This window comes from Mycobacterium sp. E1386 (assembly GCF_001672745.1).
Classification (GTDB): Bacteria; Actinomycetota; Actinomycetes; order Mycobacteriales; family Mycobacteriaceae; genus Mycobacterium.
On sequence record NZ_LZKH01000076.1, the window covers coordinates 1 to 20,764 of the forward strand.

Here is a 20,764-nt window from a genome sequence, read left to right on the forward strand (position 1 = left end):
CCGCTTCACCGACACCGACCGGCCCGCCGGTGGCGGTGTAGCCGTAGTAGCAGTGGGTGGTCATCACGACCACCGCAACCAGGATCACCTCCGCGAATGACCAGCCCACGTCGTTGAGGCGCAGGAACGTGTGGAAGTAGTGGTTGTAGGTGCCGATTGACTGCCCGTAGAGCAAAACCGTGGTGACCTGCTGGGACAGGAAAGCCATGGTCATCGCCAGCCCGTAGAGCGGGATGATGACGATCAGGCCCGCCACTACGCGGGTGGAGGCCAGATAGGCGACCGACCGGATGCTCATCACTTCGAGCGCGTCGATCTCCTCGCTGATGCGCATGGCGCCCAGTTCGGCGGTGGCGCCGGCGCCGACCGTGGCGGCCAGCGCCTGGCCGGCGGCGACCGGCGCGACAAATCGCACATTGACCAGTGCGGCCAAAAAGCCGGTGAAGGCCTCGACACCGATATTGCCCAGCGTCGCGTAGCCCTGGATGGCGACCAGCGAGCCCGCGGACAGGGTGATGAAGCCGACGATGGCCGCGGTGCCACCGACCACGGCCATCGCGCCGGTGCCCATCCCCATCTGGGCAACCATGCGCAGCAGCTCTCTGCGGTAGCGATGCATAGCGAAGGGGATCTGCCCGACCGCGGCCATCGCGAACCAGACCATCTGCCCGATCTCGAGCAGTGGCCGAGACGGGACATCCCCGTATCGAACGACCAGAGCGGACGTCCGCGGGAAGCGGACGCGTAGTGCTGCAACCGTGGCCATCTCAGCGGCCTGTCCCGAACCGGACGCCGATGGTCGTCAGTGCCGCGTTGACCGCGAAAAGCGCGATGAAGCACAGCACCACCGTCTCGTTGACGGCAGTGCCCAGGCCCTTGGATCCGCCGCGCACGATCAGCCCTCGATAACAGCCGACCAGCCCGGCGATCAGCCCGAACGTCGCGGCCTTGACAAACGCGATCACCACCTCGGGGAGACCGGTGAGCGCCGTCAAGGTGGAGAGGTAGGCACCGCTCGAGACGTTCTGCAGGTAGACGCTGAACAGGTAGCCGCCGCCCAGGCCGACGGCGACCACGAGGCCGTTGAGCAGCACCGCGACGATCGTCGAGGCGACGACGCGGGGAACCACCAGCCGGTGGATCGGGTCGATGCCGAGCACCTCGAGGGCATCGATCTCCTCGCGGATGGTGCGCGCGCCGAGGTCGGCGCAGATCGCGGTGCCGCCCGCGCCGGCGACGACCAGGACCGTCACGATCGGGCCGAGCTGGGTGACCGCGCCGATCGCGGCACCGGCGCCGGAGACGTCGGCGGCGCCGATCTCGGCGAGCAGAAGGTTGAGCGTGAAGATGAGCAGCACGGTTTCCGGGATGGACACCGCGATGGTGGGCAGCAGCGATACCCGCATGAGAAACCAGCCATTCCAGATGAACTCGCGCCACTCGAACGGCTGCCGCAGGGCTTTTCCGGTCAGCACGCACATGCGGAAGAACCCGCCGGCCACTTCCGTGCCCGGGCGAATCCTGCTGCCCACCCTGCTGGCGACCGAGTGCGACGTGGTCACCGGCGCCGCCCCAGATGTGACCGGGCAACAAGTCGCGACATCCGAACTGCGTCAAGCGATCGACACATGGTCGTCGGCCGGGGATGGTGACTGCGATTCGCAGGCTGGATCGTCGAGCTGCTGAACGGCGAAAAGCGGTTCACTGCAGGATATTTCGAATGGAATCGGTTGGACGAGCAATTCTGACAGCGCTGCCGTAAGTCTTGGTGCAACGCCGTTCGGTGCCATTCTCGGCACGGCTCGTCACTTGATTCCGGACGCCAGTCTTCCAGGTGATCCTCCCGATCGACACTCTGCGACCCCACCCTTCGGCTCCATGCCACCCTCGGTTGCGCCACGCACCACTATGGCACTAGACCGTACGGTCGGTCAATAGTTTCGGTGGCCGGCGAAGGCCGCGCTAGGGAAACATCCGTCACGCCATCGCTCGCTGCTTGGATTATCTCGGGTTTTAACAGGCTATTTGAGCGTTTACCTGGGAACTGGCGCTCATTCCCTGCGGCAGTGGCCCAAATGGGTTCTAGGTATGAAACCGACCGGCCGTACAGTAGTGGTCTTCGTGGATCGAGCGCTCGACAATCGCCGGCTAAGGGCGGCCGGGCACATCAAAGGCGAAGGGGTGCACCAAAACCCGCCCCGCGCAGGGTATTCGCGGTTATACGGTCAGTCCGTCGGACCTTTGACCGAGGCAAGGCATTCGCGCACGACCGTGATGACGTCCGCGGACGGATTCGCCCACTTGCTGAGCCCCAGGCGGTCGAGTAGGAGACCGCCGAGGAACACATCGACAAAAGCGGCCCCGACGTGTTCGGGTGTCAGAGAATCTGCGGGATCGAACCACACCCACATCCATTGCAGCGACCCCCACAGCTGCAGTGCCGCCAGTTCGACGTCGACGCTTCGGAATACACCGCTCTCTATTCCGCTGCGGATCTCTTCAATCGCTAGGGTCCGCAACTGTTGGCGCAACTTGCGAGCGTGCCGCATGGCCGGGTCATCGGACAGCTGAACCACCTCGCGCTGGCTTGCTACCGTCGCGTCGCGGGCGACCACTTGTAGCAGTGCGGAGGCGTAAATGATTGCGGCGATGCGCTCTTGGGGTGTGGCAAGTCGAGCCCATGCCATCTGTAGCGCTTCGAGTTGGCGGGCGAGGTGCGTTTCTTCAAGCTCGCGCAACATCTGTGCTTTGGTTCCGAAGTGGTAAACGATGGTCCCCTTCGACATGCCAAGCTCATCGGCGATGTCGCCCATATTCGTTCTGTCGTAGCCGCGTTCGGCGACATAGCGCACAAACGCGTCGAAGATCTCGCCACGCCTACCAGGTCGGGGCATCGTCCACCCTTCGGCTCAAACTAACCGTACGAACGGTCTATCATAAGCGTCTGGATGTCAAGATCCCATCAAGCTGCGCCACCGGACGCAGACATGCTTCGGCGCGGCCGGCAGCCGTCGCGCCGGTTGGCGCCGCTGGCGATCAGGTTGACAAGTCCTGCAACCTGTTATGAGAAATGGCCCGGCAGAGACCTGCTCCGAGCTCGGTCTGTCGGTTCGGCGGGCTTACAGTGCCCTGGGGCCATCGAACCTATCCGGCGCGGTTACTACATACGTGTTGGCTTTTGCGGCCGGTTTGATCTCACCGGTGGTGTACACAGTCATCAGCTCTCTGCCGTCGCTGTCGACGACACACACATAGGTGTCCGTCTCTGCGTCGTAGTCGAATCTATCCCAGGCCAATAGGAATGCTAAGCAGTTGCCGTCGCGGTCGGCGACGACGAGCTTGTGCACTCCGGACTCCCTCAATAGCTCGGCATCTTGTGCGCGCTGCTGAGGGACCTGGCTGGTGTGGAGAGTGGCGTGTGACATCTGTGTACTCCCTTGGCGCGGGTGTCTCCTTCTAGCCTAGGCTCAACTGCTCAACTAATCCGAGGCTTGCGGGAAACGTTTCTCCCCGGAATACGACCCCGACCAGGGCACTACGGCCCCTCTCGAGGGGCCGTAAGTCGCTTACCCGCAGAGACCCCAATTCGAGGGCATGTCGGGCGGCCACGGTGACGCGTCTCCGCAGGACCCCGGCTTCACTTTGTCGCAACCAGGGTCCGCTATCTTCGGCGGGACTTTCGCGCCAGGGAGGGTGGGGATGACGCAGGAAACCGAGTCAGACGTCAATGGGTCCGCGGCCGCGGTGGACCTGGACACCGTGGCGGCCGCGAAGGAGACGCTCGAGGACTACACCCTGCGGTTCGCGCCACGCAGTTATCGGCGGTGGTCGACGGCGGTAGTTGGCATCTCGGCTCTCGGCGGCATCGCGTACTTGGCCGACTTTGCGATCGGCGCCAACGTCGGCACCTCATACGGCACCGGCAACGCGTTGTGCGGCATTGGGATTTTCGCCGTGGTGATCTTCGCGACCGGATTGCCGCTGGCCTATTACGCGGCGCGCTACAACCTCGACCTGGACCTGATCACTCGGGGCAGCGGTTTCGGCTACTACGGCTCGGTGGTCACCAACGTGATCTTCGCGACCTTCACCTTCATCTTCTTCGCGCTCGAGGGTTCCATCATGGCGCAGGGCCTCAAGCTGGGTTTGCATATCCCGCTCTGGGTCGGCTATGCCTGTTCGACGCTTATCATCTTTCCGTTGGTCATCTACGGCATGAAAGTCCTTTCACAGCTCCAACTTTGGACCACGCCGCTGTGGTTGATCCTGATGGTGGTTCCGTTCGTCTACCTCGTGGTGCGCCATCCGGACTCAATTCACCAGTTCTTCGGTTACGGCGGCCGCGGCGGTGACGGCGCGGTCAACGTCGGCTCGAGTCTGTTGGCGGCGGGGGTGTGCCTCTCCCTGATCGCCCAGATCGCCGAGCAGATCGACTACCTGCGTTTCATGCCGCCACGGACCCCGGCGAATTCGCGCAGCTGGTGGACCTGGATGTTGCTCGCGGGCCCCGGCTGGGTCGTGTTCGGAGCGATCAAACAAATCATCGGCCTGTTCCTGGCGATCTATCTGATCTCCCGTGTTGCGGGGTCCACGTCGGTGGCCAACCAGCCGGTGCATCAATTCCTGTTGATCTACCGCAACTTCATGCCGGGCTGGCTCGCCCTGACGCTTGCGGTGGTCCTGGTGGTGCTCAGTCAGATCAAGATCAATGTGACGAACGCATACTCGGGCTCGCTGGCGTGGACCAACTCGTTCACCCGCGTCACCAAGCATTACCCCGGGCGCGTGGTCTTCCTGGCCGTCAACCTCGTCATCGCGCTCATCATGATGGAAGCCGACATGTTCGCAGTGCTGAACACGATCTTGGGGTTCTACGCGAACTGCGGTATGGCGTGGGTGTTGGCCGTGGCGTCGGACATCGTCTTCAACAAGTACCTGCTCAAGTTGTCACCGAAGGCGCCGGAGTTCCGCCGCGGCATGCTGTACGCCATCAACCCCGTGGGCTTCGGGTCGATGCTGTTGGCCGCGGGACTGTCGATCATCGCCTTCTTCGGTGGCCTCGGCCCGGCGCTGCGGCCGTACTCGCCGTTGGTGGCGATCGTCATCGCGTTGGTCATGCCGCCGATCCTGGCGATCGCGACGAAGGGCAAGTACTACCTGCGCCGCACCCACGACGGCATCGACTTGCCCATGTACGACGAATACGGCAACCCGTCGGCCGTGCAATTGAAATGCCATGTCTGCCATCACGTTTACGAGCGTCCGGACGTAGTGTCGTGCGAGACGCACGACGCGCATGTCTGCTCGCTGTGCTTGTCCACCGACAAACTGGCCGACCACGTGCTGCCGGCCGCAGCTAAGCGCTCGGGCGCCGCTGCGGCCTCCGGCCGATAACGCGGGACGGGGTTCTGGGGCGCGCCGCTACCAACACCACCCCGGCGGCGAACAAGGCGGCGGTCGGCCACGAGTAACGCCCGTCCGGCGCGAAGCCGCCCTGCGCCAATAAGTGCAATCCAACGGCGGCCAGGAGGGCGCCGATCAGCATGGTCGCCTCGGCCAAGCGATCGGGGAGCGGGAGGCCGAAGGTGGGCAGCGGAACCGCGAAGAACCGCCGCTGCCACCAGAGCAGCAGCAACTCGACCGCTGTCACCACGCTGAGGATCGTGATCCACTCCAGCCGGACCAGCCACCACGCCACCGAACCCTCGTGGGGTTGCGGTATCAACCCGGCCGGATAAGCGACGATCGCGACGATGACGACCGGAATCATGTGCCACAGGTAGAGGGCCATCACGTTGGCATTGGCGGTGGACAGCACGCGCTGCACCGGGCGGTGATGCAGGACCCGGTCGAGTGTCGCCGCGAGCGCCATGGCCAGCCCCGCTTGCGTGCAGGCGAACGCCATCATCGCCACCGTCGGGGGTGAGGTGTTCTCGATCGCCTCGCCCGGAACGCCGATCATGCTGACCGGATACGGTCCCACCCGGATAAGCAGCGCCAGAATGACGGCCGAAGCGGCGGCCAGTAGCACCGGTCTGCGGCCGGCCAACAGCCCACCGTGCCAAGCGATCCCAAGCTGGTAGAGCAGGCCCCAGCACAGTAGGTAGTTCAGCGAGCCGACATAGGGGACATGGCCCGCCAGCGAGACGGCATCGACCAACACGACGCCCGCGGCCAGGACCGCCGGCGCCTTGAGTCCCCAACGCCGATGCGCGGCAACGGCAATCGGTGTCAGAGACACCACCAGCACGTACACGGCGAGAAACCACAGGTGCATGGCAACGGCCCAACCCGCGTATTCCATCACCGTGCCCGGCACGTGCCGAGCCTGCAGTACCACCACGACGACCGACACCAGCGCGACATAGACCGCCGTAGGTCCCAGTACCCGAGCCAGTCGGTGCCGAATCCAGTCCTGGCGCGAGAAACTGTCGGCGTCGCGGCGGTGCGACCATGACACCGCACCGGCGTAACCGGCGACGAAGAAGAACACCGGCACCGCCTGGAAGATCCAGGTCAGCCATTGCGTCCACGGCATGTCGAGCAGCGGGTTCTCGCGACCGAATTGCCCGTCGTGGTAGGTCACCGAACCGGCAAGCCAGTGGCCCAGCACGATGAGAACCACACCCGACGCGCGGTAGCAGTCCACCGCCAGATTGCGGGCCGGTCGCGCGGTTTCTACGTCGTCCATCGGATCGCGGCAAAATCGATGCGGTGCACTCGCGCAACGGTACCCGCCCCATGGCGTGAAGTCCCCGCGCGCACAATGACTCCATGAAGCAAGCTCGGCTCGCCAATCTGGAGGTCGGCCGCCTGGGCCTGGGCGCGATGGGCATGTCCGTGGCCTACGCGGGCGCCGGCAGCGACGACGCGGAGTCGATCCGCACCGTTCATCGCGCCATCGACCTGGGCGTCACGCTGATCGACACCGCCGAGGTGTACGGCCCGTACGTCAACGAAGAACTGCTCGCGCGTGCCCTGCAGGGCCGGCGCGATCAGGTCGTGCTGGCCACCAAGTTCGGCCTCATATCCCACACCGGACGCAGCGGCCCGGACAGTAGCCCGGCCAACATCCGCATCGCGGTGGACGGTTCGCTGCAAAGGCTGGGCACCGATCACATCGATCTCTTCTATCAGCACCGCCTCGACCGCGAGACTCCGATCGAAGACACGGTCGGTGCCCTGGCGGAGTTGGTCGATGCCGGAAAGATCGGGCACATCGGCCTCTCGGAGGTCGGCGTGAACACGATCCGGCGCGCTCACGCGGTGCATCCCATCACCGCCGTGCAATCGGAGTATTCGCTTTGGACCCGCGACCAGGAAGAGGCGATATTACCGCTGCTGCGCGAACTGGGGATCGGGTTCGTCGCCTACTCACCGTTGGGCCGCGGCTTCCTCACCGGTGCCATTCGGTCCACCGAGGGGCTGCCCGACGGCGACTACCGCAAGACCAATCCGCGGTTCTTCGACGAGAACTTCCAGCACAACCTGAAGAGCGCGGACGAGCTGCGGAGCATCAGCGCCGACGTCGGCGCCACTCCCGCTCAGGTTGCCCTTGCCTGGCTGTTGGCGAGAGGCCCCGACATCGTCCCGATTCCGGGAACGAGGCGCGTGTCGCGACTCGAGGAGAACCTCGGTGCAGACGCGGTCGAACTGACGCCCGACCAGCTGTCCCGGCTCGACCGACTCACCCCGGCCCAGGGTGGTCACCACGCCGAAGCGCAGATGGGATGGATCGACCGCTGACGGGCGCGGGCGTGCGAGTCATGTTGTGGCGCAGCAACTCCCGGAACTAGTCCGCGGTGGCGAGCGCCGCCGTGCCGTAGTGCTTTTCAATCAGCGTCCACGGGTCGGCGTACGGGCCGCGTCCCTCGAGCCGGCGCTGCACCATCAGGACCGCACGCAAGACCGGGCGCAAGATCGGGCTCAGCAGTCGCACCACGGTCCGCGTGCGGCCCTGTGTCTCGGCGATCCATTCCAGGGTTTGGGACCAGTCGTGCTCCTGAAAGTCGAGCAACGCCTGCGCTTCGGTGGTGTCGTACCAGCCGGTGAAGCTCCAGCCGCGGTCGTCGGCAGGATCGCCGGGCAGGCTGGCCGACGGCCCGAGCCCACCCAGGCCGACGGCTTCCATCAGGCCGTCCTCGAGCTCGCGCTGCGTGAGCACGTACGACTCGTTGCCGCCGATCAGTATCACCTTGCCCGCGATGGTCGCTTCCCGATCGACACCGTTGGCGAAAGCCAGCGCCACGTCTCGGGCATCCACCGCGTGCATGCGGTTGTCGCCTGGCATCGACCGCATCAGGAGCAGGGAGTCGCCGTTGACCGTCGTGTGCGTGTCCGGCGAGATGACCCCGCCCAGGCGAAAGAGCGCGTACGGCAGGCCGCTGGCGCGGATCGCCGCCTCGGCGAGCACTTTGTCCTGACCGTATTGATCGATCGGGTTCACCGGCGTGTCCGGGGTGATCCGCTCCGGCTGGCGGTAGGGGTTGCGCGATCCGTACACCGCGGCGCTGGAGGCCATCAGGAAGAGGGGCGGGCGGGGGAGTGCGGCGCAGGCGGCCAAGAGATTCTCGGTGCCACCGACGTTCACCTTGCGGGCCAGCGCCGGCCTGCGATACGAGAGCGGGGACACGATCGCGGCGAGGTGAACGACCGCCTCGGGCCGATGGGACACGACGAGATCACGCACCGCCTCTGCGTCCAGCAGGTCGGTGTAGGCCGGAATCAGCGTGCCGGGGTACCTGCCGGCGGCCAGCTCGCGATCGACGGCGACGGTGTTGTCGTTGCGCAGGTCCATCGCGACGACGGTGCGTCCCCGCTCGAGCAGGATCCGCGTGCAACGCTTGCCGACTTGTCCGAACGCACCGGTGACCAAAACGGTAGAGGCGGTCATGGCGTTATCACTGTCCCATCAGTCGGTCGGCGGCTCTGCCGATCGCGCGGCGGATTCGGTCGGAGACGTAGAGCGAAAACACGGGGGTGACGATATCCTCTCGCAGCCGAGTCAGCTTGGAGCTCTTGATGAACCACTGTCCGCCGATCTTCTCGTAGGTCTCGTGGTAGTGCCCGTAGCCAAACAACGTCACCCCGGGTCCGAACCGGACGACGTCCTGCAGGGCCCACACTCCACGCGCGGTCGTCGCCGACGTGAGTGCGATTTCGGGGGCATGCACCTGGTGCGCGGTGGCCTGCGCCGGCCGCCCGAGCGCCTTGCGTGTGAACGCCACGAATTCGTCCGCGCCCTCGACCACCTTGCCGCCGGCTTCGGCCGTGTCGCTGACGAAGTCGTCGGTGAAGACGGTGCGCCAAGCCGCCCAGTCCTTGGTGTCGAGGTTCCGGCAATAGCGGGCCTTGAGCTGCTTGATGGATTCGATGGCCAGCAGGGTGGCGGTGTCCGCCTCGGCCACCACGTCCTCCGCGCGCTCGGTCATTGCGGCTCGATTCTGTCCCTCTGTGTCCCGGCGTGACGTTTCACTGGCGAAGTGTAAACCTCTCAACCTTTGAAGTAGACGACCTGATGGGTGGTGGCCAGCAGGGCGCCGTCTCGCGTCCACACCTGTGCGCTCTGGTCGAAGTACCCGCGGGTGAAGCGGTTGGCGTGCGCGGTGCACAGGACGAAGTCACTTCCAGAGCGGGCGAGTTGGTGCTGATCGGCGTGGAAGTACGTCGTCAGCGAGATCGTCCCCGACGGGACGAAGCCGCCGCGCCGCAGGAACACCCGCGGGTAGAAGATGTCGCACAGCGCGGCCAGTGCCGGATAGTCGACGGGGCGCCGCGCGGCGTCGCGCACCCACACGGTGGTCGTCGACGAGGGGCTCGGCTGCCCGCCTTTGCCGGGCATGGGGCCTTCGGCGAACCGCATGTCATAGAGGCTCGTCCAGCGAACGAGGCCCGGATCGGTGGCGGGCAGCCGCTCAGGGTCGGGCGCGCTCGGTGGGCGGCTTTCGGTGTCGGCCCAACTGTCGCGGCGGATAGCGAACAACGCGGTCGCCGTGGTCTTGACGTCACCGTCTTGGCTGAGTTCGGCGATCCAGTGCTGGTTGGAGCGATTGGTGCGCGCGGTCCGCAGCGAGACGTCGAAGTCGCCGTCGGCGATGGGGGCGGCGTAATTGACGGTGAGCGCCAGCGGCTCGCCGATGCGATCGGGGTTTGACTCGATGGCGTGCAGAATCACGGCGGCGGAGATCCCGCCAAAGGGGCCGACCATGTTGGCCCATTCCGGATGGGTGCGCCCGCGCCTGGTGTGGGTGTCGACGGTCTCCAGCCGGACGGCATCGTCGAAGGGATGGGTATCGGTCATGCTGAGTACTGCAGACTACGGGCCTCCGCCCCCGGCGTCGGGCACGGGGCGGTCGAGCGACAACATCGGAAGGGCGAGCCACAATGGCCAACTCCCAGGACAAATCTCCCGCAGAGCTGATCGACGCCAGGATCAAGGAACTAGGGGATTGGCGCGGCGAGATGCTGGCCCGCATCAGGCAACTCATCAAGGACGCCGACCCAGACGTGGTCGAGGAGTGGAAGTGGCGGGGTGTTCCGGTCTGGTATCACGACGGAATGATCTGTACGGGCGAGACCTACAAGAAGGTCGTGAAGATGACCTTCGCCAAGGGCGCCTCGCTCAAGGATCCCTCGGGTCTGTTCAACTCCAGTCTCGACGGCAACACCCGGCGGGCGATTGACTTCACTGAGGGCGACACCGTCGATGAAGAGGCATTGAAGGCGCTGATTCGCTCCGCGGTGGAGCTGAACCGGTCGTAGGGCGCAAACCTGTACAGCCGCGGAAGCGGTGCTGTACAGTCGCCCAGCACAAGGTCGAGGCTCGAGTGGGAGGCCATCCGGTGACGTCCGAGTCGGTCGAAGACTTTCGGCGCCGGGCGAAGGCCTGGCTGGCCGACAACCTCCCGCGGCTGGATTCCGGCGACGCGATGGTCCTGCAGCGCGACGAACTGTCCTCCTGGCAGCGCGCCCGCGAACTGCAGAAGAAGCTGTACGACGGGGGATTCGCCGGCATCTGCTTCCCGCGCGAGTACGGCGGGCTCGGCCTGGGCTACGAGTACAAGAAGGCGTTCGACGCCGAGGCCCTCGCCTACGAGACGCCGCTCATGCTCAACGTTCCGTCCTTCGCCATCTGCTGCGCGACGATCCTCGACACGTGCAGCGAGGAGCAGAAGCGCACGCACATCGCGGCTGCGCTGCGCGGCGACGAAGTGCTGGTGCAGCTGCTGTCGGAACCCAGCGGGGGATCGGACCTTGCGGGCGTCCTCACTCGCGCCGAACGCCGGGATGGGCGATGGATTCTCAACGGCGCTAAGACGTGGAGCACGTGGGCGTTCGCCGCCGACTACGGCCTGTGCCTGGCCCGCACCGACTGGAGCGTCCCCAAGCACGAAGGGCTGACGATGTTTCTGGTGCCGCTTCGGCACCCCGGGGTCACGATCAACCGCATCAAGCAGGTGAACGGCTCCGTCGAGTTCTGCGAGGAGTTCTTCGACGACGTCGATGTCGGTGACGATGCCGTAGTGGGGGAGCCGGGGAAGGGATGGGAGGTGGCCTCGCGCCAGCTGTACCACGAACGTCGGAGCATGGGCGACGGTTCGGAGTACACCAGCGGGCCGGGAATAGCTGAAGCTGAGGACATTTCGGTGGACCTGCTGTCCCTGGTGGACAAGACGAGCCAATTCGGCAGCGAACGAGTTCGCGAGATGGTGGGTAGGGCCCTGGTCCATCGCGCCGTGCACCGACACCTCAGCGAGCATGTCTTCCACGCCGTGACGAAGGGATCCCTGCCACCCGCCGCGGGATCGATCATCCGGCTGTCCATGGCCGAAGTGCACGACGTCGAAAACGACACCGCATTGGCTGTCGCCGGGCCGGCGGCCGTGGTCGACGACGAGGCGGGGCTGCTCGACATCGGCACCCGCTACCTGGGCCGTCAGATCGCCAGCATCGGCGGCGGGACCACGGAGATGGCGCGCAACGTGATCGGCGAGCGGGTGCTGAACTTCCCGCGCGAGTACGCCGCCGACCGCGGCGTGCCGTTCAACCAGGTGCGGCACGGAAAAGCCTGAAGGAGGCCGGAATTGGGCGATCGACTTCGTGACATCCGGGAGTTGGCGGGAGATTCGGACGCCTACCGCGACGAGCTGTACCGGCGCTGGACCGGCCTGCTCAGCTACCGCTACATCGGTCGCAAGCACTCCTCGATGGACCTTGGGGAGGTCGACGACACCGTCATTATCCGCCGCGACATGCGCAACGAGGCCGGGGGAATCATGGTGGCGCCGTTGGCCATTTCCTCCCCGGAGGGATGCCAGACCGACATGGTCGCGGTGCCCAACCCGGTCATCGCGTCGGTGCAGATCGTCGACCCCGGCTACGACGTCAGCCGGGTCGAGATCGTCGAGTCAGGCATCGTGCACCAGGGCCGCACTATGGGCTACGGGCGATGCAAGATCGTCGACGCCGACAACCCGGATCGGGTGATCGCTTTCAACGAGGGGCAGGGGGCGATCATCGGCATCCCGCCGGAAGGTCTGGACCGGATGGATGTTTCGGGTACGGAGCTGGTGGTCGAGGATTCGCCGGACCTGCCGCCGCTGTGGCAGGCGTTCGGCGCGAGCAGGCGCGGTGACGGCCACTGGGTGCTGCCCGAGCTCAGTACCGAACTGGCTTCCCCGGACGCCGCGCTGCACATCGGCCCGCAGCACGTCGTCCTCGAAACCGCGGCGATCGATCTTGCCGCCGGCGTCGCCGGAACGCGAAGGCTGCAGGTGGTCAGCTGGCACGTCATGTTCATGTCGCGCGGCAAGGTGGGTCCGTTCCGCGTCGAGGGCACCGCGCACGCGGGCGGGTCGGGACGCGTCGGCGTGCGGATGCTGCTGCACGACGAGGGCAACGCGGATAAGGCCGTCACCTCCGCCGCGGCGGTCTTCGACGTCGTGGAGTAATTCCGGCTCTGGCCATACACCACCTGCGGTACGTATGGTGCTTAGCACTACGGACACGACAGGAGAATGGCAGTGGCAGAACGGTTAGCCGGGAAGGTCGCGCTCATCAGCGGGGGTGCGCGGGGAATGGGCGCCTCGCACGTGCGGACGCTGGTGTCCGAGGGGGCCAAGGTGGTCTTCGGTGACATCCTCGATGAGGAGGGCAAGGCCGTCGCCGCCGAGGTCGGTGACCCGGCCCGCTACCTGCACCTCGACGTGACGAAGCCCGAGGATTGGGACGCCGCGGTAGCCACCGCCCTCAGCGAGTTCGGCGGCATCGACATCCTCGTCAACAACGCGGGCATCATCAACATCGGCACCTTCGAGGACTACGCGCTCTCGGAGTGGCAGCGCATCCTCGACATCAACCTGACAGGCGTGTTCCTGGGCATCCGCGCCGTAGTGAAGCCGATGAAAGAAGCCGGACGGGGATCGATCATCAACATCTCCTCCATCGAGGGGATCGCCGGCACCATCGCCTGCCACGGGTACACCGCCACCAAATTCGCCGTCCGGGGGCTGACCAAGTCGGCGGCTTTGGAGTTGGGGCCCAGCGGAATTCGGGTGAACTCGATCCACCCCGGGCTCATCAAAACCCCGATGACCGAGTGGGTCCCCGAGGACATCTTCCAGACCGCGCTGGGCCGCATTGCCCAGCCCAAGGAAGTCTCCAACCTCGTCGTCTACCTGGCCAGCGACGAATCGAGCTATTCGACCGGCTCGGAGTTCGTCGTCGACGGCGGCACCACCGCCGGCCTGGGCCACAAGGACTTCTCCGCGGTCGACACCGCCGGGCAGCCGGACTGGGTTACCTAGCCGGAGCGAGGGATTCGGTCTCCTCGGGCGCCTTCTCGTCACTCGGCTTGGGCCATGGCGACGGAACCGGACGTTGCCGCACACGTTGGGGCCACCAGAACCATTTGCCCAGCAGCGCCGCGATTGACGGCGTCATCAACGACCGGACGATCAGGGTGTCGAACAACAGACCCAGTCCGATGGTGGTACCGACCTGACCGATGACCGTCAGCTCGCTGACCGCCATCGTCATCATCGTGAAGGCGAACACCAGGCCCGCCGAGGTGACGACCGAGCCGGTACCGCCCATCGATCGGATGATCCCGGTGTTCAGACCGGCGTGGATCTCCTCCTTGAACCGCGCCACCAACAACAAGTTGTAGTCCGCGCCCACCGCAAGCAGGATGATGACCGACATCGCGAGCACCATCCAGTGCAGCTCGATGCCGATGAGGTGCTGCCAGATCAACACCGACAGGCCGAACGACGCGCCCAACGACAGCAGGACGGTGCCCACGATGACGGCCGACGCCACCACGCCGCGGGTGATGAGCAGCATGATGATGAAAATCAAGCACAGCGAAGAGATCCCGGCGATCAACAAGTCATAGGTGTTGCCGTCACTGAGGTCTTTGTAGATCGACGCCGTGCCCGCCAGATAGATCTTCGAGCCCTCCAGCGGCGTGCCCTTGAGCGCCTCATAGGCGGCCTTCTTGATGGCGCCGATGTGCGAAATGCCTTCGGCGGACATCGGATCGCCGTCATGGCTGATGATGAAGCGCACCGCATGGCCGTCGGGGGAGATGAAGTTCTTCATCCCCTTCTTGAACTCGGCGTTGTTGAAGGTCTCCGGCGGCAAGTAGAACGAGTCGTCGTTCTTGGAGGCATCGAACGCCTTGCCCATCGCATTCGAGTTCTTCTGCGCCTCGTTCTGCTGATCCTGGAGGCCCTTCTGGGTCGCATACATGGTCAGCATCGTCGTTTTCATGGCCTTCATGTTCTCGATCATCGACGGCATCAGCGCCACCATCTGAGGCATCAGTGTGTCGAGATGATCCATGATCGGCAGCAGGCTCTCGATGTCGTCGGTCATGATGTCGATGCCGTCGAGGCCGTCGAAGACGGATCTCAGCGACCAGCACACCGGGATGTCATAGCAGTGCCGTTCCCAATAGAGATAGCTGCGGATGGGCCGGAAGAAGTCCTCGAAATCAGCCATGTGCTGGCGTAATTCGTTGATGTCGATGGTCATGTCGTGCATCTTCTTGACCATCTGGTGCATGTCGTTGGCCATCTGCGCGGTGATGCTCGACATCTTTTCCATGCTGTCGATGGTCGTCTGCATCATGTCGGCCTGATGCAGCATGTCGGCCATCTGGTCTTCCTGATACTTCTGGTTCATCTGCTGGGTGACGCCCTGCATGCTGATCTGGAACGGGATCGAGGTGTGCTCGATCGGCGTGCCCTGGGGCCGCGTGATGGCTTGCACGCGGCCGATTCCCGGCACCCGGAAGACCGTTTTGGCGATCTTGTCGATGACCAAGAAATCCGCGGAGTTGCGCAGATCGTGGTCACTTTCGATCATCAGCACTTCAGGATTCATCCGCGCCTGCGAGAAGTGCCGGTCCGCCGCCGCGTAACCCTCGTTCGCGGGGAGATCGGCGGGCAGGTAGTTGCGGTCGTTGTAGTTGGTGCGGTACCCCGGCAAGGTCAGCAACCCGACGAGGGCGATCCCGATCGTCAGGACCAGGATTGGCCCGGGCCAGCGGACCACGAGCGCGCCGATCTTGCGCCAACCGCGAATCCGTTGAGTGCGCTTGGGTTCGAGCGTCTTGCGGAAACGCGTCGCCACCGAAATCACCGCCGGACCGAGCGTCAACGCGGCCGCCACGACCACAACCATGCCGATGGCCAACGGGATGCCCAGCGTCTGGAAATACGGAAGGTTGGTGAAGTGCAGGCAGAAGGTCGCGCCGGCGATGGTCAGGCCCGACCCGAGCACCACATGTGCGGTGCCCTTGTACATGGTGTAGTACGCGTCCTCGCGTGATTCACCCACGGCGCGGGCTTCCTGATATCGGCCGATCAAGAAGATCGCATAGTCGGTGGCGGCCGCGATCGCCAACGTGACCAATAGGTTGGTGGCGAACGTCGAAAGCCCAATGATCTTGTAATAGCCCAGGAATGCGACCATCCCGCGGGCGGCCGAGAGTTCGAAGACCACCATCAACAACGTGAGTAGCACGGTGACGACCGACCGGTAGACCAGCAGCAGCATTCCGATGATGACCGTGAACGTTGCCGCGGTGATGAGCTGCAGGCTGCGGTCGCCGGCGGTGTGCTGGTCGGCCGACAGCGCGGCGGGCCCGGTGACGTAGGCCTTCACCCCTTTGGGCGGGGACAAGCTCTTGACGATGTTTTGCACCGACTCGACGGATTCGTTGGCCAGGGCTTCGCCCTGGTTACCGGCCAGATACACCTGGACGTAGGCGGCCTTGCCGTCGTTGCTCTGCGCGCCCGCCCCGGTCAGTGGATCGCTCCACATATCCTGCACGTGCTCAACGTGTTTGGTGTCGGCGTCGAGCTTCTTGACCATCTGGTCGTAGTAGGCGTGGGCGTCGGCGCCGAGGGGATTTTGGCCCTCGAGCACGATCATGACCGAGCTGTTCGACTTGTACTCGTTGAAGATCGCGCCCATCCGCTTGGTCGCGACAACCGACTGCGCATCGTCGGGGGTCATCTCTACCGAGCGCATCTTCCCGACCTCGTCCAACTGGGGGACGACGACGTTGAGCACCGCGATGAGCGCGATCCAGCCGAGGATGATGGGGACGGCGAACGTCCGGATGATCCGCGGAATCTTTTCCCGCACCGGTTCTTGGGCCACGGGGATGGTGTCGGTGCGGGCGTCGTCAACGTGTGCGCTCATGCGGATTTCACCAAGCAGAAGGTCAGGGCGTGCACGCGGTCGGTCATGTTCTCGGCCTTGACTTCGTCGTCGATGGTGATGCGACAACCGAGGGAATCACCGTCGCTTTGCGCCGATAGGTTCGGGAAGACGGAGGGGGCGGTCGTGCTGAGCACTAGCGTCCAGGGCAAGGTCGCATTGTCGACCCGCTTCGGATCAGAGGACAGGTCCAGGTAATTCACGTTGGCGGTGCGGGCCGAGCCGAAGACCTCGTACTTGACGACCTTTGGCTTGAAGGGCTTGGAGTCATCCAGCCGCGGGCTCGTCATGACGCCCGTGTCGTGGGCTCCAAAGAACGACTTGACCCGGGCCACGGCGAAGCCGCCAACCACCAGGACCGCGACGATCAGCAGCGGCAACCACGCGTTGCGTACAACCTTCGATATCTGCACCTGGGAGATTCCCTCCTCATCATCCGATCATGATGCGGTCAGTTTGTGCGCAACGACTTACGGTGCACCGCAACGGTTTCGACGGTCACCAGGTTCGACGGTCTCAGAGCAACGGCACCCCGAGAACACCGGTCGCCGCCCCCAGCGGCGACGCGCGCCTCGTGACGCGAAGGCGTTCTCGAGTACCGCAAAGAGAGCATAGTACATACTGTGCATATGTTGCACACCATGCAACAATTGCTCTCAGTGTTTCAAATCACTCGTTGAAGATGCTGTTGACCAGCGCGGCGGCACGCTCGACGTGCGGCATCGGCGTGTCGTCGTCACCGGCCTCCTCGCCCTTCGACCAGCGCTCGATGCCCGAGCGCACCGCGGTCAGGGCCAGCGCGGCGATCAACGCGACGATCTCGTCGTCCGGGCGCATGCCCTGGCGGCGGGCGACCACATCGGTCAGGTGATTCTGGAACCGCTCGAGATCGGCGAGGAATGCGGCCAACACTGCCGGCGAGGTCTTAGCGAGTTCCAGCATGTGGGCCGCGTGTTCGCGCCGCGGAGGCACGTCGCGAAGGTGGTGCGCGGCCAGGGCGATCAGTTCGGCCAGGACGACCGAATAGGGGGCCGGGCCTGCAGCGACGAAATCCGCCACTAGTTCGGGGGGGATGTCCGAGGGGCCGTAGGCGATCGCGGACTCTTTGTTGGGGAAGTAGTTGAAGAAGGTGCGGGTCGATATTCCGGCTTCGGCGCAGATCTCGTCGATGGTGACCTTGTCGTATCCGCGTTCCACCGTCAGGCGCACCGCGGCGTCGCGGATGTCCGCGCTGGTTTGGCGGCGTCGGCGCTCACGCAGGCCCATCTGGTTGGCGACCACGGCCTCCATAGTTGCACATTCTGCACACTTTGCAGTCAAAACGGGCGGCGAATTTCGGGTCCCGCGCATCCGGGCCCGTGGCGGGCGTCGTTCCCTCCTGGGCTGGCCTGACGTGCGGGGCGAACCGTGGGCCCGTCGCCTTCTGTTGAAACACGTTGCCGCACAAGGGGGATATATCAGTCGATGCAGGGGAGCTGTCGACGACCGCGGCTAGGCGCGAGGTGCGACGAGGGCGCCGCGAAGGTGATCGCACTGACTGGCGAAGAAGTTCACCGACACCGGCGCCTTGTCCGCGATCTGGTCGAACGCGTGAAAGGCGCCGGGGGCAATCTCTTCGTGCACGGGAACACCCGCCTCGCGCAGGCGCCGGGCGTATTGCAGGCATTCCGCATAGAAGAGGTCCAATGTCCCGACCCCGATCCACGCCGGCGGCAGGCCGGACAAATCGTCTCGACGAGCCGGGACGGCCTGTGTGGGGTCGGCGCCGTTGAGGTACCAGCGCCACGCCATTTGGTTGTCGGTTGCCGTCCACATGATGCGCCGCTGGCCGGCCTCGTTGACGCCGGTGCGATCATCCAGCATGGGATACACCAGCATCTGGTAGGCGAGTTTGACGTCGTTGCGGTCGTGGGCCCGTTGCGCCAGCGCCGCCGCGAAGTGCCCGCCGGCGCTGGCCCCTCCGACAGCGATCCGATCCGGATCCACCCACGGCTGGCGCGCGAGCCACAGCAGCGCCGCGTAGCAGTCTTCAATCGGGATCGGGTACGGGTGCTCGGGCGCCAAGCGGTGCTCCACGGCCGCGATCGCTACGCCCGTCCGGCGCGACAGCTTGCGCAGGTATTTGTCGTCCTGGGCGGCGTGGCCCATGATGGTGCCGCCGCCATGGACCCAGAGCAGTGCCGGCGCACGGTGGGGAGCGTTGATCGGACGATGCAGGCGTACGGTGACGTGCTCGTCGACCGTGGCGACCGGTACGTCCCGCAGCCGCCCCGTGCTACTGAAGAGGTTCATGATCGTCCGCTGGACCTTGAGACCGCGGTGCAGGGCGTATCCGCGAGGCAGGAATCGGGCCACCTTGCGCAGGCCGGGATCCACCACCTGTCGTGAAGTAAAGGTCTTGTCGGGGAGGCTATCTGCCATCGAGACCCTCTATCCCTTGCGCCGGCGAACACGCTGACCATACAGGACCGGGAATCTGTCGCGAGGCGGCTTCAAGCCGCTGGCCAGGGCCGCTTCGGGGCGCCCGATTGGTCGGGCCGGGTACAGGGTATCCGCTGTCGTGGCCTCAGCCCTTACCAAAATCATCAGCGTCCTGGATCCGCGCACCGGTGACACCGTCACGCAGGTGCCGATCACCGAGCCTGCCGACTGTGATGAGGCGATCAGACGCGCCGCGGCGGCGGCCGGCGGGTGGGCGCGCACGCCGCCGGCTGAACGGGCCGCCGCGATAGCGGCCGCCGCCGATGACGTCCGCGCCGCCGCCGACGAACTCGCCGAACTGAACGAGCGGGAAACCGGCAAGCTGCGCGGCGACGCGCGCGGCGGCGTGGACGCCGGAATCGACACGCTGCTGCAGTACGCCCAGCTTGGGCCGCTCCACCGTGGCCACGCCCTGCAAGGCGGATGGTCCGCAACGGACCTGATGGTTCCCCAACCGCGTGGCGTGGTCGCGGTGATCACGCCGTGGAACGATCCCGTCGCCGTGGCCGCCGGGCTGCTTGGCGCGGCCCTCGTGGCTGGAAACACCGTGGTACATAAGCCCAGCGAGCGCTCACCGCAAACAGGCCGGCGCTTCGCCGAACTGCTGGCTGCCCGGCTGCCCGATGGCGTACTCGAGATTGTGGACGGCGACGGGACCGTCGGGGAACGCTTGGCGGCTGCGGAGTTGGTCGACGTCGTCGCGCACGTGGGCAGCAGTGCGACCGGCCGGGAGATCGCGCGCGCCTGTGCCGAACGGGGCGCCAAGGCGCTGCTGGAGAATGGCGGAAACGACGCGTTGATCGTCGACGCCGACGTGGACCCGGCCTGGGCGGCCGGCCAGGCCGCGCTGGGCGCCTTCGCGAACGCCGGACAGACCTGCGTCTCGGTCGAGCGGGTCTACGTCGTGCAATCGATCGCCGATGCTTTTCTCAACGCACTGATCGACGAGGCGATCTCGTGGGCGGACCGCATCGGGCCGCTGGTCGACGAGCGTCATCGTGAACACGTCCACGCGCATGTCGAAGACGCCACCCGCGCCGGGGCCCACGTCCTGGTCGGTGGCGAGCCGCAGCCCGGGCCAGGCTCGTTCTACCCGCCGACGGTCTTGAGTGACTGCAAAGCCGAAATGCTGGTCATGCGCGAAGAAACGTTCGGTCCGATCGCACCGGTGCGGGTGGTGCCGGACTTCGCAGCGGCGCTGGCCGAAGCCGCCAATGATCGCTACGGCCTGGCCGCCACGGTGCTCACCGGGAGCATGGCGCATGCCCAGGAGGCGTGGCGCAGCCTTCCGGTGGGCACGGTGAAGGTCAACTCCGTCTTCGGCGGTGCGCCCGGCGGAGCCTCCGAGCCGCGCCGTGCCAGCGGCACGGGCTTCGGCTTCGGGCCCGAACTTCTCGACGAGATGACCGCCATGAAGGTGGTGCACTGGTCGGCGCCCGGGGACTGATCGGGCGCATCCGGTTGCGCGACAACATATTCCGCAACAGTGGCGAAAGTATGGGCCGCGGGGCGCGGCACGGGCTATCCGGCGCCGAAGCCCAGGCGACAGACC

The 20,764-nt window shown here is 65.4% G+C and carries 19 protein-coding genes; 7 read left to right on the top strand and 12 right to left on the bottom strand.

The features are described 5' to 3' along the window. The 4 genes from A5709_RS08035 to A5709_RS08050 all read right to left on the bottom strand — a co-directional run. Positions 1 to 766: ABC transporter permease (locus tag A5709_RS08035; protein WP_068010478.1), on the bottom strand; the 766-nt coding region annotated here is incomplete at its 3' end. A gap of 1 nt (position 767) precedes the next feature. Then, complete coding sequence (locus tag A5709_RS08040; protein WP_369806105.1) at positions 768 to 1,481, bottom strand: MlaE family ABC transporter permease; 714 nt, start codon at positions 1,479 to 1,481, stop codon at positions 768 to 770. A gap of 744 nt (positions 1,482 to 2,225) precedes the next feature. Continuing rightward, on the bottom strand, positions 2,226 to 2,894 hold the full coding sequence (locus tag A5709_RS08045; RefSeq protein ID WP_068119285.1) for a TetR/AcrR family transcriptional regulator: 669 nt from the start codon (positions 2,892 to 2,894) through the stop codon (positions 2,226 to 2,228). A 225-nt stretch (positions 2,895 to 3,119) separates the two neighbouring features. Beyond that, positions 3,120 to 3,347 carry a hypothetical protein gene (locus tag A5709_RS08050; protein ID WP_231972048.1) on the bottom strand — a complete coding sequence of 76 codons (228 nt, stop codon included), beginning with the start codon at positions 3,345 to 3,347 and terminating at the stop codon, positions 3,120 to 3,122. A 352-nt stretch (positions 3,348 to 3,699) separates the two neighbouring features. Between A5709_RS08050 and A5709_RS08055 the strand changes: the two genes are divergently transcribed. Beyond that, a complete protein-coding gene (locus A5709_RS08055) occupies positions 3,700 to 5,394 on the top strand; it encodes a cytosine permease (RefSeq protein WP_068119287.1) in 1,695 nt (564 codons plus the stop codon). Here A5709_RS08055 and A5709_RS08060 read toward each other — a convergent pair. Further along, positions 5,357 to 6,691, bottom strand: coding sequence for an acyltransferase (locus A5709_RS08060; RefSeq protein ID WP_067945221.1), 1,335 nt, complete (start codon positions 6,689 to 6,691; stop codon positions 5,357 to 5,359). The genes A5709_RS08055 and A5709_RS08060 overlap by 38 nt on opposite strands. An 83-nt stretch (positions 6,692 to 6,774) precedes the next feature. Here A5709_RS08060 and A5709_RS08065 point away from each other — a divergent pair, with 83 nt between their 5' ends. Continuing rightward, positions 6,775 to 7,746 carry an aldo/keto reductase gene (locus A5709_RS08065; RefSeq protein WP_068119289.1) on the top strand — a complete coding sequence of 324 codons (972 nt, stop codon included), beginning with the start codon at positions 6,775 to 6,777 and terminating at the stop codon, positions 7,744 to 7,746. A gap of 46 nt (positions 7,747 to 7,792) precedes the next feature. Here the strand turns inward: A5709_RS08065 and A5709_RS08070 are convergent, their stop codons facing one another. The 3 genes from A5709_RS08070 to A5709_RS08080 form a co-directional block, all read right to left on the bottom strand. Continuing rightward, on the bottom strand, positions 7,793 to 8,893 hold the full coding sequence (locus tag A5709_RS08070) for an NAD(P)-dependent oxidoreductase (RefSeq protein ID WP_068119293.1): 1,101 nt from the start codon (positions 8,891 to 8,893) through the stop codon (positions 7,793 to 7,795). 7 nt (positions 8,894 to 8,900) lie between these two features. Continuing rightward, positions 8,901 to 9,431 (bottom strand): nuclear transport factor 2 family protein, encoded by a 531-nt coding sequence (locus A5709_RS08075; RefSeq protein WP_067945216.1) that lies wholly within the window; start codon positions 9,429 to 9,431, stop codon positions 8,901 to 8,903. 62 nt (positions 9,432 to 9,493) lie between these two features. Then, positions 9,494 to 10,300: an acyl-CoA thioesterase II gene (locus A5709_RS08080; protein ID WP_068010472.1), complete on the bottom strand. Its 807-nt coding sequence runs from the start codon at positions 10,298 to 10,300 to the stop codon at positions 9,494 to 9,496. 83 nt (positions 10,301 to 10,383) lie between these two features. On the opposite strand from A5709_RS08080, the gene A5709_RS08085 reads away from it, so the two are divergent. The 4 genes from A5709_RS08085 to A5709_RS08100 all read left to right on the top strand — a co-directional run bounded on the left by A5709_RS08085 (position 10,384) and on the right by A5709_RS08100 (position 13,805). Next, positions 10,384 to 10,761 (top strand): DUF1801 domain-containing protein, encoded by a 378-nt coding sequence (locus A5709_RS08085; protein ID WP_067950927.1) that lies wholly within the window; start codon positions 10,384 to 10,386, stop codon positions 10,759 to 10,761. Positions 10,762 to 10,841: 80 nt separating this feature from the next. After that, positions 10,842 to 12,071: an acyl-CoA dehydrogenase family protein gene (locus A5709_RS08090; protein ID WP_068119296.1), complete on the top strand. Its 1,230-nt coding sequence runs from the start codon at positions 10,842 to 10,844 to the stop codon at positions 12,069 to 12,071. A gap of 12 nt (positions 12,072 to 12,083) precedes the next feature. After that, positions 12,084 to 12,950 carry a hypothetical protein gene (locus A5709_RS08095; RefSeq protein ID WP_068119299.1) on the top strand — a complete coding sequence of 289 codons (867 nt, stop codon included), beginning with the start codon at positions 12,084 to 12,086 and terminating at the stop codon, positions 12,948 to 12,950. A 72-nt stretch (positions 12,951 to 13,022) separates the two neighbouring features. Next, a complete protein-coding gene (locus A5709_RS08100; RefSeq protein ID WP_067950938.1) occupies positions 13,023 to 13,805 on the top strand; it encodes an SDR family oxidoreductase in 783 nt (260 codons plus the stop codon). Here A5709_RS08100 and A5709_RS08105 read toward each other — a convergent pair. From A5709_RS08105 to A5709_RS08120, 4 genes are all read right to left on the bottom strand, one after another. Further along, complete coding sequence (locus A5709_RS08105; protein ID WP_067950924.1) at positions 13,798 to 16,713, bottom strand: RND family transporter; 2,916 nt, start codon at positions 16,711 to 16,713, stop codon at positions 13,798 to 13,800. The two genes, A5709_RS08100 and A5709_RS08105, sit on opposite strands and share 8 nt — an antisense overlap. Further along, positions 16,710 to 17,144, bottom strand: a complete 435-nt coding sequence (locus A5709_RS08110) for an MmpS family transport accessory protein (protein ID WP_067950923.1) — start codon at positions 17,142 to 17,144, stop codon at positions 16,710 to 16,712. Before A5709_RS08110 ends, A5709_RS08105 begins: the two co-directional genes overlap by 4 nt. A gap of 256 nt (positions 17,145 to 17,400) precedes the next feature. Continuing rightward, the gene (locus tag A5709_RS08115; RefSeq protein ID WP_067950922.1) at positions 17,401 to 18,021 is read right to left on the bottom strand and encodes a TetR/AcrR family transcriptional regulator; all 621 of its coding nucleotides are present in this window, start codon (positions 18,019 to 18,021) and stop codon (positions 17,401 to 17,403) included. A 201-nt stretch (positions 18,022 to 18,222) separates the two neighbouring features. After that, a complete protein-coding gene (locus tag A5709_RS08120; RefSeq protein ID WP_068119302.1) occupies positions 18,223 to 19,152 on the bottom strand; it encodes an alpha/beta hydrolase in 930 nt (309 codons plus the stop codon). Between the two features lie 163 nt (positions 19,153 to 19,315). Between A5709_RS08120 and A5709_RS08125 the strand changes: the two genes are divergently transcribed. Further along, positions 19,316 to 20,659 carry an aldehyde dehydrogenase gene (locus A5709_RS08125; protein ID WP_068119322.1) on the top strand — a complete coding sequence of 448 codons (1,344 nt, stop codon included), beginning with the start codon at positions 19,316 to 19,318 and terminating at the stop codon, positions 20,657 to 20,659. The last annotated feature ends 105 nt before the right edge of the window (positions 20,660 to 20,764 follow it).

Bases quoted from the DNA above. Each gene is read 5' to 3' on its own strand.
- A5709_RS08115 (WP_067950922.1), bottom strand. From the start codon at position 18,021: ATGGAGGCCGTGGTCGCCAACCAGATGGGCCTGCGTGAGCGCCGACGC.
- A5709_RS08040 (WP_369806105.1), bottom strand. From the start codon at position 1,481: ATGTGCGTGCTGACCGGAAAAGCCCTGCGGCAGCCGTTCGAGTGGCGC.
- A5709_RS08105 (WP_067950924.1), bottom strand. From the start codon at position 16,713: ATGAGCGCACACGTTGACGACGCCCGCACCGACACCATCCCCGTGGCC.
- A5709_RS08055 (WP_068119287.1), top strand. From the start codon at position 3,700: ATGACGCAGGAAACCGAGTCAGACGTCAATGGGTCCGCGGCCGCGGTG.
- A5709_RS08065 (WP_068119289.1), top strand. From the start codon at position 6,775: ATGAAGCAAGCTCGGCTCGCCAATCTGGAGGTCGGCCGCCTGGGCCTG.
- A5709_RS08045 (WP_068119285.1), bottom strand. From the start codon at position 2,894: ATGCCCCGACCTGGTAGGCGTGGCGAGATCTTCGACGCGTTTGTGCGC.
- A5709_RS08080 (WP_068010472.1), bottom strand. From the start codon at position 10,300: ATGACCGATACCCATCCCTTCGACGATGCCGTCCGGCTGGAGACCGTC.
- A5709_RS08060 (WP_067945221.1), bottom strand. From the start codon at position 6,691: ATGGACGACGTAGAAACCGCGCGACCGGCCCGCAATCTGGCGGTGGAC.
- A5709_RS08075 (WP_067945216.1), bottom strand. From the start codon at position 9,431: ATGACCGAGCGCGCGGAGGACGTGGTGGCCGAGGCGGACACCGCCACC.
- A5709_RS08120 (WP_068119302.1), bottom strand. From the start codon at position 19,152: ATGGCAGATAGCCTCCCCGACAAGACCTTTACTTCACGACAGGTGGTG.
- A5709_RS08070 (WP_068119293.1), bottom strand. From the start codon at position 8,893: ATGACCGCCTCTACCGTTTTGGTCACCGGTGCGTTCGGACAAGTCGGC.
- A5709_RS08085 (WP_067950927.1), top strand. From the start codon at position 10,384: ATGGCCAACTCCCAGGACAAATCTCCCGCAGAGCTGATCGACGCCAGG.